General features: G+C 52.3%; 11 protein-coding genes and 1 pseudogene. 10 read left to right on the top strand and 2 right to left on the bottom strand.

Annotation, left to right across the window (positions count from 1 at the left end; all coding sequences use genetic code 11):
* Positions 1–83: 83 nt before the first annotated feature.
* Complete coding sequence (locus ACLH1U_RS00460; RefSeq protein WP_256562781.1) at positions 84–206, bottom strand: hypothetical protein; 123 nt, start codon at positions 204–206, stop codon at positions 84–86.
* A gap of 217 nt (positions 207–423) precedes the next feature.
* Between ACLH1U_RS00460 and ACLH1U_RS00455 the strand changes: the two are divergent.
* The 3 genes and pseudogenes from ACLH1U_RS00455 to ACLH1U_RS00445 all read left to right on the top strand — a co-directional run bounded on the left by ACLH1U_RS00455 (position 424) and on the right by ACLH1U_RS00445 (position 3,153).
* A pseudogene (locus tag ACLH1U_RS00455) lies at positions 424–1,249 on the top strand (TetR/AcrR family transcriptional regulator).
* Positions 1,188–2,102 (top strand): MDR family oxidoreductase, encoded by a 915-nt coding sequence (locus ACLH1U_RS00450; protein ID WP_411299120.1) that lies wholly within the window; start codon positions 1,188–1,190, stop codon positions 2,100–2,102. The pseudogene ACLH1U_RS00455 and the gene ACLH1U_RS00450 overlap by 62 nt, the downstream one beginning before the upstream one ends.
* Positions 2,103–2,220: 118 nt before the next feature.
* Complete coding sequence (locus tag ACLH1U_RS00445) at positions 2,221–3,153, top strand: nucleoside recognition domain-containing protein (protein WP_048336040.1); 933 nt, start codon at positions 2,221–2,223, stop codon at positions 3,151–3,153.
* Here the strand turns inward: ACLH1U_RS00445 and ACLH1U_RS00440 are convergent.
* Complete coding sequence (locus ACLH1U_RS00440; protein ID WP_060590218.1) at positions 3,064–4,686, bottom strand: alpha/beta hydrolase; 1,623 nt, start codon at positions 4,684–4,686, stop codon at positions 3,064–3,066. The genes ACLH1U_RS00445 and ACLH1U_RS00440 overlap by 90 nt on opposite strands.
* A gap of 272 nt (positions 4,687–4,958) precedes the next feature.
* On the opposite strand from ACLH1U_RS00440, the gene pmrD reads away from it, so the two are divergent.
* The 7 genes from pmrD (at position 4,959) to mukB (ending at position 15,071) form a co-directional block, all read left to right on the top strand.
* Positions 4,959–5,204 carry a signal transduction protein PmrD gene (pmrD, locus tag ACLH1U_RS00435; RefSeq protein ID WP_023290305.1) on the top strand — a complete coding sequence of 82 codons (246 nt, stop codon included), beginning with the start codon at positions 4,959–4,961 and terminating at the stop codon, positions 5,202–5,204.
* A 129-nt stretch (positions 5,205–5,333) separates the two neighbouring features.
* Positions 5,334–6,788: an AMP nucleosidase gene (locus ACLH1U_RS00430; RefSeq protein WP_023290306.1), complete on the top strand. Its 1,455-nt coding sequence runs from the start codon at positions 5,334–5,336 to the stop codon at positions 6,786–6,788.
* A 97-nt stretch (positions 6,789–6,885) separates the two neighbouring features.
* Complete coding sequence (locus ACLH1U_RS00425) at positions 6,886–7,158, top strand: hypothetical protein (protein ID WP_411299132.1); 273 nt, start codon at positions 6,886–6,888, stop codon at positions 7,156–7,158.
* A 43-nt stretch (positions 7,159–7,201) separates the two neighbouring features.
* Positions 7,202–8,197 carry a hypothetical protein gene (locus ACLH1U_RS00420; RefSeq protein WP_411299119.1) on the top strand — a complete coding sequence of 332 codons (996 nt, stop codon included), beginning with the start codon at positions 7,202–7,204 and terminating at the stop codon, positions 8,195–8,197.
* Between the two features lie 139 nt (positions 8,198–8,336).
* Entirely contained in the window at positions 8,337–9,737 is a 1,401-nt protein-coding gene (locus tag ACLH1U_RS00415; RefSeq protein ID WP_411298984.1) for a hypothetical protein, read from the top strand.
* A complete protein-coding gene (locus ACLH1U_RS00410; RefSeq protein ID WP_411298983.1) occupies positions 9,730–10,503 on the top strand; it encodes a chromosome partition protein MukE in 774 nt (257 codons plus the stop codon). Before ACLH1U_RS00415 ends, ACLH1U_RS00410 begins: the two co-directional genes overlap by 8 nt.
* The gene (mukB, locus tag ACLH1U_RS00405) at positions 10,500–15,071 is read left to right on the top strand and encodes a chromosome partition protein MukB (RefSeq protein WP_411298982.1); all 4,572 of its coding nucleotides are present in this window, start codon (positions 10,500–10,502) and stop codon (positions 15,069–15,071) included. The genes ACLH1U_RS00410 and mukB overlap by 4 nt, the downstream gene beginning before the upstream one ends.
* Positions 15,072–15,075 lie beyond the last annotated feature (4 nt).

Below are 15,075 nucleotides of genomic sequence, written 5' to 3'. Positions count from 1 at the left end.
TCGCAGGTGTGGTTTCGGCGGCGGGTTATTTATCCAGACGCCGATAATAAAGGACAGGCTTTCCTGTCTTGCGGCGTTTTTATTTAAACTGAGGTGGCAACCGGCGCCCCTTCAGGGGGGACAATGTGTTTTATCATGCCGGAGTTGTCAATCCGCCAGGGTCTGCCAATCATCGCCAGCCCGGCAATATAATCGCTACCATTCATCCTTATCATTCCGTGTCGACCAGAGAGATATATGGTCAGTGGATTGATATTCTCTGCGGCAGCCGCGCGGAGAACCACGCATTAATAATTGATGATAATCCGCGTCGCCTTCATAAGCCGACTGCCCCGAATTCCCGCCCTTCTCTGCCATACATGACTTGCCCCCCACCGGGATTGGGGGTACCCTGACAAACAATTAAACCATACGGTCTAAATGATGAATCCCGCTACCTCCGCCAACCAGAAGCCCCGCCGCGGCCGACCGCCAAAGGCCGATCGCCAGTTTGTCGACACGCGACAGGCGCTGATTCGCTCGGGCCTGGAGGTGCTGACCGAAACGGGCTATCTCGCGGCGGGTATTGATGCGGTGATCAAGAACATCGCCGTGCCGAAGGGGTCGTTTTACCACTGTTTCAAAAGCAAGGAGGCCTTTGGCCTCGCCGTGCTTGCCGCCTATGGCGACTACTTTGCGCATAAATTAGATAAATTCCTGCTGGACGACGCCGTGCCGCCGCTGGAACGGATGGCGGCCTTCGTGCGTGATGCCGGTCAGGGAATGGAGAAATACCAGTTTCGTCGCGGCTGCCTGGTAGGCAACCTGCTGCAGGAAGCTCCCCTGTTGCCCGAGGCATTTCCCCAGCGGTTGCAGACCATCCTGGCGGCATGGGAGGCGCGCGTGGCCCGCTGCCTGCACGAGGCGCGGGCTGCCGGGACGATCGCCAGCGACACCTCGCCGGAGGCGCTGGCCCAGGTGTTCTGGATCGGCTGGGAAGGCGCGGTGATGCGCGCCAGGCTGGTCCAGTCCGCCGCTCCCCTTAACCAGTACTGGGATTTCTTTGCGCACACTATGATGACAATAACACCTGCACAGGACGGCGATAGCGCCGATAACTCCCTTCAGACGAGGAATACTCAGTCATGAAAGCATTAGTTCTGGACCAGATTGACAACCGCACCGTGGCCGACGTCAAAGCGATTGACCTGCCCGCCCTCACCGAAGGCGACGTGCGGGTCGCCATCGACTGGTCGAGTCTCAACTATAAAGATGCCCTGGCGATCACCGGCAAAGGCAAAATCATCCGCCAGTTCCCGATGGTGCCGGGGATTGATTTTGCCGGCCGGGTAAGTGAAAGCCGCGACCCGCGCTTTGTTCCCGGCCAGGACGTGATCCTCACCGGCTGGGGCGTGGGCGAAAACCACTGGGGCGGTCTGGCCACCGAGGCCTGTGTCAAAGGCGACTGGCTGGTAGCCCTGCCGGAGGCGCTCAGCGCGCGCCAGGCGATGATCATCGGCACCGCCGGCTTCACCGCGATGCTGTGCGTTGATGCCCTCGTCAGCGCGGGCATCACCCCGGAAAGCGGTGATATCCTGGTCACCGGCGCCAGCGGCGGGGTCGGCAGCACCGCGGTGGTCCTGATGAAAGCGCTCGGCTACCGGGTGACGGCCGTATCGGGCCGCGAGTCGACGCACGACTACCTTCGCCAGCTCGGGGCCGACGCCATCCTGCCGCGCAGCGACTTTGCAGAGACCCGCCCGCTGGAGAAACAGCTGTGGGCGGGCGCGGTGGATACCGTTGGCGGCACGATGCTGGCCAAAGTGCTGGCGCAAACGCACTATCGCGGCTGCGTCGCCGCCTGCGGTCTGGCCGGGGGCTTCGATCTGCCAACCACCGTGATGCCGTTTATTCTGCGCAATGTGCGTCTGCAGGGGGTGGATTCGGTGATGGTGCCCACCGCAGAACGCGACGCGGTGTGGCAGCGTCTGGCCCAGCTGCTGCCGGAAAGCTACTACCAACAGGCAGCCACAGAAATCACGCTGGAGCAGGCGCCAGCGTATGCCGCAGATTTCCTCAGCAACAATATTCATGGCCGCACGCTGGTCAACATCGGCCAGTAATCCTCTCCTCCCGGCGCCCCACGGCGCCGGTCCCCGGGGCGATCCTGACATATCATTTCCTTCCCCACGGGATTATGATGACGCGAACGAATGGCTTTGCGAGTGGTAAAGAACGTAAATGGATGTCATAAGCATCATTATGGCGGCGGGCAAATCGTCCGTTGACGTCGCGCTGTATACGCTGTTGCCGATCATGGTGATCATGCTGATTATCATGAAATATCTGGAGGTCCGCGGCATCCTCGATGTGATTGTGCGCTGGGTTGCGCCATTGCTGAAGCCCTTCGGCTTAACCGGAATGAGCGCCTTCGCCCTGATCCAGATTAACTTTGTCAGCTTCGCCGCCCCGCTGGCCACGCTGTCGATTATGGACAAACGCGGCGTTTCTGACCGGCAAATGGCCGCCACCCTGGCCATGGTCTTCGCCATGGGGCAAGGCAACGTCTTTTATCCCCTCACCCCTTTCGGCCTGCACTGGCTGGCCTCGATCGTTATCTCAGTGGTCGGCGGCCTGTGCGCGGCGGCGGTCGCCTGGCACGTCACCGGACGGCGCCTATCGGTCGCCGAGAACCCTCGCGCGGAAGCGCTGCCCAACGCCGAGCAGAACAGTCAGGGCATTCTGGCGGTGATCAACAGCGCCGGCTCCGACGCCATCCGCCTGGCGCTCGGCGCGGTGCCGATGCTGATCCTGTCGTTAACCATCGTCGGACTGCTGCAGGGCGCAGGCGTCATCGACCTGCTGCAGCAGCTGCTGAAACCGGTGCTCGGCTGGCTGCATATTCCGCAGAACTTTGTCCTGCCGGCGCTGGTGAAGTGCGTCGCCGGGGGCACCGCTTATTTTGGCGTCATTTCCGAGCTGATCCAGCAGGGCAAAGTCACCGTCAGCCAGGTCAACGCCTCGGCAGGCCTGCTGATCCAGACCTTCGATCTGCCCGGGATCGGTATTTTCCTCGGCATCAGCTCACGGTTTGTCCGCCTGTTTCGCTTCGTGGCTCCCGCGGCGATCGTCGGCATTCTGCTGCGCACCGTCCTGCACCTGATCCTCTTTTAACGCCTCCGCGCTGGCCTGCGCCTTCAGGCAGGCCACCACCGCCGCCTGCTCGCCGCAGGCGATATGCTCATCGACGCGGGCCAGCATCCACGGAAAGAAAGGATTGGAGGTGACGCGCATTAACGTCTCCAGCCCCACGCTCAGCGTCCCGGTCTCTCCGCGCAGTGAAATGGTGCCCAGGCTAATGCCGTAGCGGTTCTTCTCGTCCGGCTCACGACCATACAGCGAGTCGCTCAGGGGAAACGGCACTGCCACATGCGACAGGGAGTACATATCCGCCGGCCAGGCAAGGTGTAAAGGATAACGATGCTCTTCCCGTTCCTGCGCCAGCGTGGTACGGGCGATGGTCTGCAGGGTGTGCGCCGTCGCGTTGGTCACCACCGTCGTGGTATAGGCCCGCGGCGCCGGCGGCAACAGCGTATTCACCGCCGCATAGAGCGCGGGACGGAACAGGACCCGGAGATCCGCCGCCTGATTTATGTCGAACACCACCAGCTCGCTGCCGTTGTCCGGCAGGTAGCGATACAGGGACTCCACCACCGCCCGGGTGCTGACGGTGGAATCCATTACCGACTGAAAGGTGAGGACCGGCGGCAGCGCTTTCAGCGCCCCCTGACGGGACGCGCGAATAATCTGCTGCTGCAGCGCCTGGCTCAACAGCCAGGACTGTCTCGCCGCTTTTACCGGAAACGAGTTGTACTTGAACGGATTAAACTCAGGCGCCACGTTCAGCCAGGCCGCGCGGGCAAACGCCGGGAAGATGGACGGCAGCCCGGCGAGACCGGCGAAACGGGCAAACGCCGTCACGCCGATCATCGGCGACAACAGGATAATCTGCTGCGGCTGGCGCAAGTGGCTGTCCTCCAGGCTATCGAGGGCATACTTCAGCGCCAGCGCGCCGCCGTTAGAGTAGCCGACCAGATGCAGCGGCACGTCCGCCCCTGCCAGGCGCGTCGCTTCCCGCACCGCCAGACGCGTTGCCGCCAGCCAGGTCTCCCAGTCAACGGCGGTTAACGCCCCCGGCGCGGTGCCATGGCCCGGCAAACGCGGCGCCACCGCCACATAGCCCCGCTGCCGCCAGAGTTGCGCCAGATAGCGCACGCTGTAGGGCGAATCGGTCAGGCCATGGAGCAGCACCACGCTGCCGCGCGGCTTGCCCTGCGGCAACAGTATAAAAGAACGGTTCCAGTCCTGCGTAAACTGTCCCGGCCACACCCGGCTGTGGCGATAAAAACGGTTGACGGGGGTTTTATCTTCCTCCGGTAAAGCATCCGTCACCTCGCGCTGGAGATCGGCGAAAATGGTCTTCTCCCGCGCCAGATATTGGGCAAAGGTCGCCTGGTCGATCTCTTTGGCCGCCATCTCGTTGCCGCGCCAGGTATGCCAGCGATGCAGCGCCGGGCCGCGCTGCGACTCATAGATCCGTCCGGCGAGAAACACTACCAGCAGCGCCAGCACCGCAATGCTCCCTTTTTTCAGCAGTGAGCCGATAACGGCGCCCGACGTTCGCCAGTGTCGTAATAGATGCTTCATAACGCTCTCTCTGATATTTATCGCGTAGCCGAACGCGTTCTGCCCTATTCCTGACAGGCGCTTCTCACGGTCTGCTTTTCAGCATAGTCATCGCTTCCGGCAAATTAAACCCGGCAGATCATTCCCTGCCGGCGAAAAAAAACCTACCGCTGAGATCAACGTTTGGTCGCCTATTTTTAAACACTGCATAAACCAGCGGGATAATCTTATTGTCAGATTTTTAAGAAACATGAATTATCGGCGGATGTATCACCAGGAGAGGAAAAAAACAGATGGAGTGGTGGGTAAAAAAAGTCCAGGATAATTCTCCGTCCAGCCCCTGCCGCGTCGTGCTCCAGAGCGGCGCACTGGAGATGATCGCTGAGATTGAAGCCTGTCGCCTCCGCCTGCGGGAAGGGGATAAACTCACACCGCTGGCCGATGCGCGCTATTGTCTGAATAATAATCCGGCGCAGACATTGAAGATCCGCAACGCCAGCCATTATAGCAGCGCGCGCTGGGCAAACGCCGGTAAATAAATCGAGTCCGGCCCCTGTGCCGGTATTGATCTGAGTATCTTCGCAACTGACAGATAAATTCCCCTTCGCCCTTTTCCCGCTGTGACATACTATCGGGAATGTCAGCAGACCTGAAACAAGGAGCGAATCATGAATAACAAGGCCGCCAGTCTGACCCCGGAACAAGCGCTTGCCGAGCTGGAAGCGCGTTATGAAGCCTCGGTCACGGCGTTGCGCAAAGCCATCGGCGACTATATTGACCATCATACGCTCCCTGATACCGAAGCCCGCGCGGAAGGCCTTTTTGTCTATCCGCAGCTGTCGGTCTCCTGGGACGGCGCCGATCATAAAGCCCTTAAAACGCGCGCCTGGGGACGTTTCACCCATGCAGGGTGCTATACCACTACCATCACCAACCCGAAACTGTTCCGCCACTATTTGCTCGAACAGCTGACCCTGCTGTATCAGGACTATGGCGCCCATATTAGCGTCGAGCTGTCGCAGCATGAAATCCCCTACCCTTACGTGATAGACGGTTCCACCCTGACCCTTGACCGTTCGATGAGCGCCGGTCTGACGCGCTATTTCCCGACCACCGAGCTGTCGCAGATTGGCGATGAGACCGCGGACGGCCTGTTCCATCCTACCGAGTTCTATCCGCTGTCGCACTTTGACGCCCGCCGCGTCGATTTTTCGCTGGCGCGTCTGCGGCACTATACCGGCACCCCGGCGGAACACTTCCAGCCCTACGTGCTGTTCACCAACTATACCCGCTACGTGGATGAGTTTGTCAGCTGGGGCTGCAGCCAGATCCTCGATCCTGACAGCCCCTATATCGCCCTCTCCTGCGCCGGCGGGATCTGGATCACCGCCGAAACCGAAGCGCCGGAGCAGGCCATTTCCGATCTGGCGTGGAAGAAGCACCAGATGCCGGCCTGGCATCTGATCACCCACGACGGCAAAGGGATCACCCTGATTAACATTGGCGTCGGCCCGGCCAACGCCAAAACCATCTGCGACCACCTGGCGGTGCTGCGCCCGGATGTCTGGCTGATGATCGGCCACTGCGGTGGCCTGCGTGAAAGCCAGGCCATCGGCGACTATGTGCTGGCCCACGCCTATCTGCGCGACGACCATGTACTGGATGCGGTGCTACCGCCGGATATTCCCATCCCCAGCATTGCCGAAGTGCAGCGCGCCCTGTACGACGCCACCAAGCAGGTGAGCGGGATGCCGGGCGAGGAAGTGAAGCAGCGGCTGCGTACCGGGACGGTGGTCACCACCGACGACCGTAACTGGGAGCTGCGCTATTCCGCTTCCGCGCTGCGCTTTAATCTCAGCCGCGCGGTGGCTATCGATATGGAGAGCGCGACCATCGCCGCCCAGGGCTATCGCTTCCGCGTCCCCTACGGCACGCTGCTCTGCGTCTCGGACAAGCCGCTGCACGGTGAGATCAAGCTCCCCGGTCAGGCCAACCGCTTTTATGAGGGGGCCATCTCTGAGCATCTGCAGATCGGCATTCGGGCCATCGACCTGCTGCGCGCCGAGGGGGATCACATGCATTCGCGTAAGCTACGCACCTTCAACGAACCGCCGTTCCGCTAACCGGCGACGGGGGAAGAGAGAGGAAAACGCTGGCGTTCCCCGCAGGGGAGCGTCAGTGCCCGGGTGAGCGAAACAAACGTCCCGGCGGTGGCTGCGGATGTTGAGTCCGCAAGGAAACGGACAGACAGAAAAGCAAAAAGCCTGCTCGAAAGCAGGCTTTTTAAATTTGGCTCCTCTGACTGGGATCGCCTTTGCCATTAACTGGCTGATTGACAAGCTAAACCTAAAAAGTGGGGGTGTCAAAACCACCAGAATGCCCACCATTTTTTTCTGGTTTTTCCTTTCTGAACGCAAGCCGCGTATTATGGTTGGTACACCACCTCATCTATGTTTTCCTTCAAACCAGATAAAGCGCAAAAAGCTGCGGTAGATAAGCCAAAGATTGCTACATAACATCAGGAGCCAGATAAATGATGGAAGGTCAACTAATTTTCTGTTCGGATTCGATCCTGCGCTTTCGCTCTGACTATGATGAAACAACAGCACTTCCGTTGCTATCAATCCAGAAAACTATTTCAGATACCGATCCCTTTTTTCTTCTCAGGTTCTTTCGTCATACCGTGATGATTGAAGAAGGAACAACACTGGCGAATATCTTTTTTGCCATTGAGCCTTGGAAGGAACTGCTAACCGCTTATTTGGATCGGGATGTTGGGGCCTATATTGACGAAGTAAGAAAACCATCCAAACCCACCACATGGAATCTGGAGTGGATTGGCATTGATCGCCGAAGCTCTGTTTACCGCGCATATCAGCATCAGGATATGGGAGACGGTGAGGATTTTACAGCTTGGTTCAATCGTGAGCGGATCCCCACCGACGAGTTTGATATAGAAAGTAGCTGCGATGCTTCCGGTTTTATCAAAGGTAATAAAGAACGCTGGAGTCTTAGCGAAAATGTCCACGAAATTAAAAACCTACCTGTAATCCTTTACAACAAGCAAACGCTGATATCCTTGCAGAAGGATGAGTTGCTAAGAGAAAGTGTCTCTGGGGTGAATAGTACCGATCGTAGCCGTTTCGTTTATGGGGATACCTCTTTTTCCTTCTATGAAGTGATGGAAGCCATTTTCATTAGCGGTTTGTTCTTCTATACCCCAAGTGCTGCTACGAGCTGCTTTGACGGATTAAAAAATAGTCTCAATGGACTGGAAAGCGAGGTATCGAAGGGGACTGAACCTAATCTCGCTGACATTGGAGAAGATAAACAGCTAAAAATAGAAGTTGCCGATGGTGCCTTTGATTCCCTGATTACCCACATGGAGTCTGAAACCGAAAACTGGCAACTTATCAAAAAACGATGCCAAAATGAGAGTTCTTTGCCACTCAGGATTGGGGTTATTACACCGGCAAAGCCGCCGGAGTTGCGCTTATGCGGAGAGATTTACCGGGATAGCAGTGAAGTTTAAGTCGTTACCAATTTCTACAGCGGTTTTGAGGTGGAGGCTAAATTTATGTCCCTGTTTCAGCGAGAAAAAAGGATCTCCAGCTATTAATCTGATATAACAGCATGGATACTGAACGAGAAAAGCCGAGGTGAGCTTTATCATGGACAATGTCGCACCTACACCGCAGCAGTTTACTAGCCCACTAAGCTGCATACTGTTAAAAATCAGTAAATACCAGCCGAATTTACATCTTACCCCTAATGAGTTTAGCTATTTGGCGGCAATGGCGATGTGGGGTATGGAGGAGTCAGGTGTCGAAGCAAATAGTGAGCATTACTTTGTACAATCCGGCTACGATGAGACGACATGTCACAGCATCATCCGTTATGTGGATGAAAGAATTAATGAAGATCCTAATACCTCAGATGTTCGGGTTAATAACTTTCTGAAACGAGCGCTGGAACAGGGATTGTTGTCACTGGCCGGAATGTCTGTCGCTGATGTGGGGGGAGCATATCGTCTGACTCAGTTGGCACATGATTTGTTAAAACCTTTTCAACAATCTGATGAATTAGAGGATAAAGAAACATTAAGCCAACGTTATCTGAGAATTGATCAGGAACTGTCCAGTTTAAATGCTGCCAGCGATGGAGACAATATTACTGATAGTGAATGGTTGGTGAAGGTAGAACTTTTTTTACCGAGCCTGAAGGATCTGCTGACAGGTGTTTTTAAAAATCAGGAATTCCTTATCTCTAAATTTCATTCAATGCGCTCCGAGATACAAACCGAAATTGGTATTTCTCTGGAAACGGAAATTCAGCAACTTCTGGAAATAATACGCACGCTGGCTGGTCAGATCAACGATTTGAGAATGTTAGTAATGAACCGTGCCGATGCGGTATTAATGCAACTGGAAATTTTGCAAAATACAGTCGTACAAAAAGGTGGGGCTCAGCGATTAAAAAATACATTATCCTCTTTGTTTGGTTCATTAATGGATGTTCGAGAATTCGCTAATCATTCCTTAAGGGATTTATCCGGATTCTTTAGCAGCGTGCTGGACCGTATACGCATCCGTATCGCGTTAGATCCCAATGCTAATCTGGGATATTTAATCGATCGTACTATCGAGTTGTTTGGTCGGTCATCATGGTCGTTAGCATTACCTTCGACCATTAAGCTAATGCAATTACGTGAATGGGACACACCGCCGCCTCCGGCGGATAATGCGTTGTTCCTCGATGATAATGATGATGAAGAATTGGTGCGGGAGATGCCTGCGTTTCAGTTAGAGAGTTTCGCAAGGGAGTTTGTTGAAAAGGCATTAAGTGATAATAAACCGGTGAGTAACGTTTCTGTTATCAGAAATATTCTAAGTAAATTCCCATTCAATGAAACGGATCGCTTTCGCCTGGTACAGTGTACAATAAAAGAACTGATGAAACAGAGTGACAATATTCAGGATGATATCTCCCCGGAATGGGTTTTAATGGATGAGACAGCAAATTACGAAATCGAAGAGCAATGGCTAATTTCACAAGGTGATCTCAATGACTGAGCTTGAATCTACACAGGGTGATCAATTTAATACATTTCTGGATGTGATGAAATCACCTCTATTCCCCGTTGTAGATTATAAATTACGTAGAGGGATTAACATATTACCTGCGGATTATATGCTGTATTCATTTGTTAATCAGGCATTTAATCCGCTTTGTGAATATTACGACTGCTTGTCTTTATCTTTATGCTTTTCCAATGAATCTGTTTATTACTTACTGCCTCAGCGCCGTGGAAAAATACCATTAGAGCGATTTAATGAGTTGCAGATGGTCACTGGTTTGATTATTGTTGCAATGGAACTCGAAAAGCAAATTAGCCAAAAAGAGTGGTTCACAACGAACCAACTGCTTGAGCGAATGAGCAATCAATTATCTGAAACCAGACTGCTGGAATTATTTCGTCGTCGTCCAGGCCAACAAACCCAATACGATTTATCTAAAATCCAGGATGAAATCAGAAAGTCGCTCATAGTATTCGATCGCTATGCTTTTATTCAACTCTCTAAGGATCGACAATCCTTCCAGACAACACCCGCTATTTATCGTTTTATTGAACCGCTGCGAGGATTACAGCAAGAGTCAGAAATTCCACAACGTCTGGCTGAACTGATCCAGGAGGGGTATCTGGTCAATATTGATGAGGCCGCGCGGGATAGTGTAGATGAAGATTTGGCAGAGAGCGATCGTTTCTCTGCCGAAGAAGACATGGATACAACGGGCGATTTATTTGCTTCCGGGACTCATGAAGGGGAACAATTGTGAGCCACTACCCTCTGATACGTAGCCTTAGTATTGTCAACATTAATGGCATTATGGCCCGAACGTTAAATCTGGTGAACCCTCACGCACTGCGTACATCGCGACAGTATGGTGGTACCGTTTCATTGTTGGGCAATAATGGTGCGGGAAAAACGTCTTTGTTGGGCGCGTTTATGTTCAGCCAGATCCCTGATATTCGCTACATTAGCTTAGGGACTAAGGATGATTTCAAAGTTTCAACATCAATAAAAGACAGCGAAATGTTTCCACGCTTAGGGCAGCCCAGTATTGTTGCTCTGGAGATTGAGGCCCGAGGGACAGGCCACCGGCATCTGTACGTCGTTAGGGCTGAAAAAAAGACAGGAACAACATTAGAAATCCAGCTATTTTGTTTGAAACTTCCCGATAGCGTTAACCCACTGGATTGCTTACTTGATCGTAAAGGACAGGTGGCTCATCCGGTTACGACAGATCAGTTACGCGATAAAGCAGCACTATTAGGATGCGCAATTCAGTCATTTAAAGACCCAAATGCCTACATGTTGGCACTGTTTCAGCATGGCATTTTACCCCGAGCCTGTCAGTCACCCGATGATAAATATCGTCTGGCCCAGATCCTTCATTCAGCAATGGCCGGGCGTCTGGATAAATCGATAGAAAAACATCTCAGCGCTTATTTAATGGCCCATACTCGCGGGAATATACATTCCGTAGTGAATATGGTGCATGAGTCCATGATCAAAGTCAGACTTACGCAGCAAGACCTGCAAAATTATCAAAAGGATTATCAATTTTTTAATTCATTACTTACGTTGAGCTTATCATTTTCAGCCAATACGTGGTCAGTCATTGAGAAAGCTCTGGCGATGAATGATGAAGAGCGCACGACTATTCAGAAAGAAAAATATCGGATTGAACGTGAGCTGGAAAAAATTGAGGAAACTCTGGGTTCACTAAGGCGCAAGGAAGACGCCATAAAATCGGAACTGTCAATAACGCAACAACAGATAAGCGATATTGATCCCCGACAGCAATGCGCTAATGCCGGTAGGATTTACTTTAATCAAGAGCAAAAAGCAATTGGTGAACTGAATAAACTTGAACCACAGTTAGAGAGTGCGGAAGAAGCAAGCAAACTCCAGCAAGGTATTGTTGATGAGCTGGAAAGAAAAAAAAGTGAAAATGAAGAGAGCCAGCTACGCACAGCCAAACAGCTGTCTAATGTCGTTACGCGTTATGACATCGCTCAGAAAATGGCATCGCAATATAACCACGCAAAACAGCTCTATGATGAGATTAACCAATGGAATATGGCTTTTACTCTGTCAGGATTAAGCGCATTCATTGAACAACTCGTGAACCAGGAAAAAGAGGCGGGAAATGCCCTCAACCATGCGGAGCGCCAATTACGATCTCATCAGGAAATCCTGGATGCTTATACTGTTGCCGCAAACAGTGCGCGAAAATTGGGGGATGATATCTCTCCTCCAGACGCTCAGCGCTGGTTTAGGGAAAAATGTGGTCAACTAGAAAAATGGCGTATCGAAGACGCTCAACTGGGGGGGCGACAACAGCATCATAAGACGTTACAGGGAGATCATCAAAAACAGCGACGTCTTCAGCAACGGCTTCGTGATGCAGGCATGCTATCGTTGCCATTTAACGATGAGGACTTTGCGCAGCAACTGGCGATACAACAAGAGCAAGAATTGCACTTAAATGAACAAAAGGAACAATTAGCGCAACGTCAGACCGAAGTACAAGATCAAATTAAGCAGCTTGATATCGATATTGCACGCTATGAGCAACAGAGTCAGCAGTGGCACCAATATCAGCCATCGGTTAGCTATTTACGTACTATTTTTCCTGATGATGATTTGACACCGCAACGCTGCGAACAACTAATTCTTGACCATGCGTTACACGTTAAATCACTTCGGCAGGTAGTCATTGGCTACGAAACGGAAATCAAACAATGCCAGGGGCGCCGTGACAAACTGAGTGGAAGAGAAGCAGGAAGTCTTGAGTATTTGCGGACTCTTGCCGCTGACGTATCGGGAATATCTGTTGCTGAACTGTACGCAGATATCGAAGTACAGGACGCCGGATATTTTGAGGCGGCGTTAGGGCCGTTAATGTTCGCCATACTTGTCAATGGTGATGTCGATGATGCCGCCAGACAATTGCTTACACAATACGATGAGCAATGGCCGCTTCCCGATATTTTGTTGATCAGTGTAACCCAACCTATAGACGTTTTACGCAACGGGTCGTTCGAGTCGGAATTACTTTTTAAAGATATCACCGACGAATATAACACGGTGGAGAGTATCCTCCCGCCCTGGTGTGTTATAGATGAACCGCGATACCGCCGCATCAGCCAGATACGTTCAGAGCCCGTATTAGGTGATAAAGCCCGCGAGGCGCTTATCCTTCAATTGGACCAACAGATTCAACTGGTAGAAGAAAAGAGCGAGACGCTGGAACGTGAGATTGAAGACGTTGAACGTAACAACGAACATCTTAAGGCCGTTAGCGCGGCTCCCTCATTTATTTGGGATGATGAACCGCCGCTGGAAGATACTCGCCGACAGCGAAGCCATCGTCATACCGCTCTGACAGATATTGAAGAAAAACACAGAAGCGTGTCCAGTCAGTGGAAAAAAAGCCGGAATCTCTTACTGGCGCTACAGGAATGTGAACCAGACAGTAAAATCCTGTTTCGGGATTTTCCTCAGGAACTGGCCGAGATTGCTGATCAGATAAAGCGGGCTGAAGCTGCCGGGCGTGATATTAAACGCTATCAGCCGTTAATTAATCAGATAGAAAAAGAGTATCCATTACTACGGGAAGAATACCCGGAAAATATAGCGCAAGTACGCCAGCAGGTTGAGCAGAACGAGAAAACCTGGCAAACCTCTGCAATGCGAGTTCGACTGGTGAAAGAGTTAGACAGTGTGCGTGCTCACCTTAACCAGGAATATGCTAATGCTCAGAAAATACTGGAAGATGAAGCACAAGCACAAATCCTCTTATCTGGCGATCAAAAACGGCTGGAACAGGACGGTGACCGAATTAAACAAGAACTCACAACTGCAAAAAATGAGTTAGCTGAAAAAGATAAGTTTTACTCAGATCTGATATCCGCGATTACTCGCTACCGCCAGAATCGTGATGAGGCTAAAAATGATCTGGATAATTTGCCATTTCCCTACACATTCGGTCTGGAAATTAAACTTGCCTCACAGCTCGCGCATTTACAGAGCCAACTTGAAAAACTGAATAACAATTTAAGAGAGTGCTATACAAAAACGGCTGCGTTGCATCAGCAACGCTCAAAAGAAGAATTAAACCTGACAAATCAAAATAACAAACTTACTGCCCTGACAGAAAAAATTGAACAGATAACTAAGCAGCGCAACGGAATTATAAGTGCATTAAAAGCCGATGGCTCTTATGGTGAGCTGGAACCTGTAATGCGCGAAATGCTGATCAATGGCAAAGTACCATCACCGGGAGCGCTTTTGCTAGTTGATCAATCATTGCTGACTCAACTGACCCGGTTAACTATTGAATATTCTATTTCTTCAGCCGACCCCTTTATGCAGCAATTAGCGTCCTGCGGTCAGGATACATCTGACATCGCTGAAGTCTGTGCCACGCTTTACAGCCGCGCAGTGGCGCTGTTTCGCCGCCGTGCACGGCAGGATATCCAGCGCACTACACAGCCAAGAGAAATGTTGCAGGCGTTATCTAAGGCGGCGAAAGACGCACAGATCATGTTGGCTGAAACCGAGGCTGCGTTCCAGATGCGCCGGGATGAACTGGCCGACGCTCTATCGCGCCGGATTAACGATGAAAAAAGGGCGATAAGCCGGTTAAGCGCTGAACTTACCGGAATTGGCTTTGGGCAGGTTGCCAGTGTGCGTCTGGAAGCCAGGACGGTTAAGCATTTTCAGGATACCCTGAACGCCCTGAAATCAGGCGGATATGGTATGGACGATCTCTTTTCCACGGCAGGAACCGTTACCGAAGCGCTGGCTGGCCTGTATAAAAAAATCAATCAACATGAAATTGATGGTTCACATTTGCTGGATCACCGTAATTATCTGGATGTAAAAACGCTAATACAGCGTCGTGGTGCAGAGCAGTTTGAACCACTGAACGCTTCCAGCCTGTCAACCGGGGAACGAATCGGCTCCGGGCTGGCGGTGCTGATTGCCGTGCTCAGGCACTGGGGACGTAGCTCTCACGGTAATAAAGAGCCTTTCACTTTGCCGCTGGTGATGGACGAGGTTTCCCGTCTGGATGCCGCCTCTCAGGCGACAGTCCACGAACTGGCGGTAAGAACCGGGTGCCAGATGTTGGTTGCGGCCCCGGAAACGTTAGGGAAAATTACCGGAACCGGCTACCAGTTGGTGCGCATAGTCAGGACAGATAACACGGGAGCCAACGGGCAAAGTGTTACGCGCCATCAGGTGAAAATTACCGGTGTCCGCGACGCCCAGCAGTTGCCATTTGACGTTGATAGCTATCTGGCTACAGCAGATATGCTGAAAGTGACGAGGTGAAAAC

The sequence above is a fragment of the Klebsiella sp. 1SOBk5mer genome, assembly GCF_046603115.1.
Classification (GTDB): domain Bacteria; phylum Pseudomonadota; class Gammaproteobacteria; order Enterobacterales; family Enterobacteriaceae; genus Klebsiella; species Klebsiella quasipneumoniae.
The sequence above is the reverse complement of the archived record's forward strand: the minus strand, read 5'-3'. Positions and strand labels throughout refer to the sequence as shown.

What these genes read in the sequence shown, in the direction of transcription:
- ACLH1U_RS00460 (WP_256562781.1), bottom strand. Translation starts at nt 206, where the DNA reads ATGAATGGTAGCGATTATATTGCCGGGCTGGCGATGATTGGCAGACCC.
- ACLH1U_RS00445 (WP_048336040.1), top strand. Translation starts at nt 2,221, where the DNA reads ATGGATGTCATAAGCATCATTATGGCGGCGGGCAAATCGTCCGTTGAC.
- ACLH1U_RS00440 (WP_060590218.1), bottom strand. Translation starts at nt 4,686, where the DNA reads ATGAAGCATCTATTACGACACTGGCGAACGTCGGGCGCCGTTATCGGC.
- pmrD (WP_023290305.1), top strand. Translation starts at nt 4,959, where the DNA reads ATGGAGTGGTGGGTAAAAAAAGTCCAGGATAATTCTCCGTCCAGCCCC.
- ACLH1U_RS00430 (WP_023290306.1), top strand. Translation starts at nt 5,334, where the DNA reads ATGAATAACAAGGCCGCCAGTCTGACCCCGGAACAAGCGCTTGCCGAG.
- ACLH1U_RS00425 (WP_411299132.1), top strand. Translation starts at nt 6,886, where the DNA reads ATGTTGAGTCCGCAAGGAAACGGACAGACAGAAAAGCAAAAAGCCTGC.
- ACLH1U_RS00420 (WP_411299119.1), top strand. Translation starts at nt 7,202, where the DNA reads ATGGAAGGTCAACTAATTTTCTGTTCGGATTCGATCCTGCGCTTTCGC.
- ACLH1U_RS00415 (WP_411298984.1), top strand. Translation starts at nt 8,337, where the DNA reads ATGGACAATGTCGCACCTACACCGCAGCAGTTTACTAGCCCACTAAGC.
- ACLH1U_RS00410 (WP_411298983.1), top strand. Translation starts at nt 9,730, where the DNA reads ATGACTGAGCTTGAATCTACACAGGGTGATCAATTTAATACATTTCTG.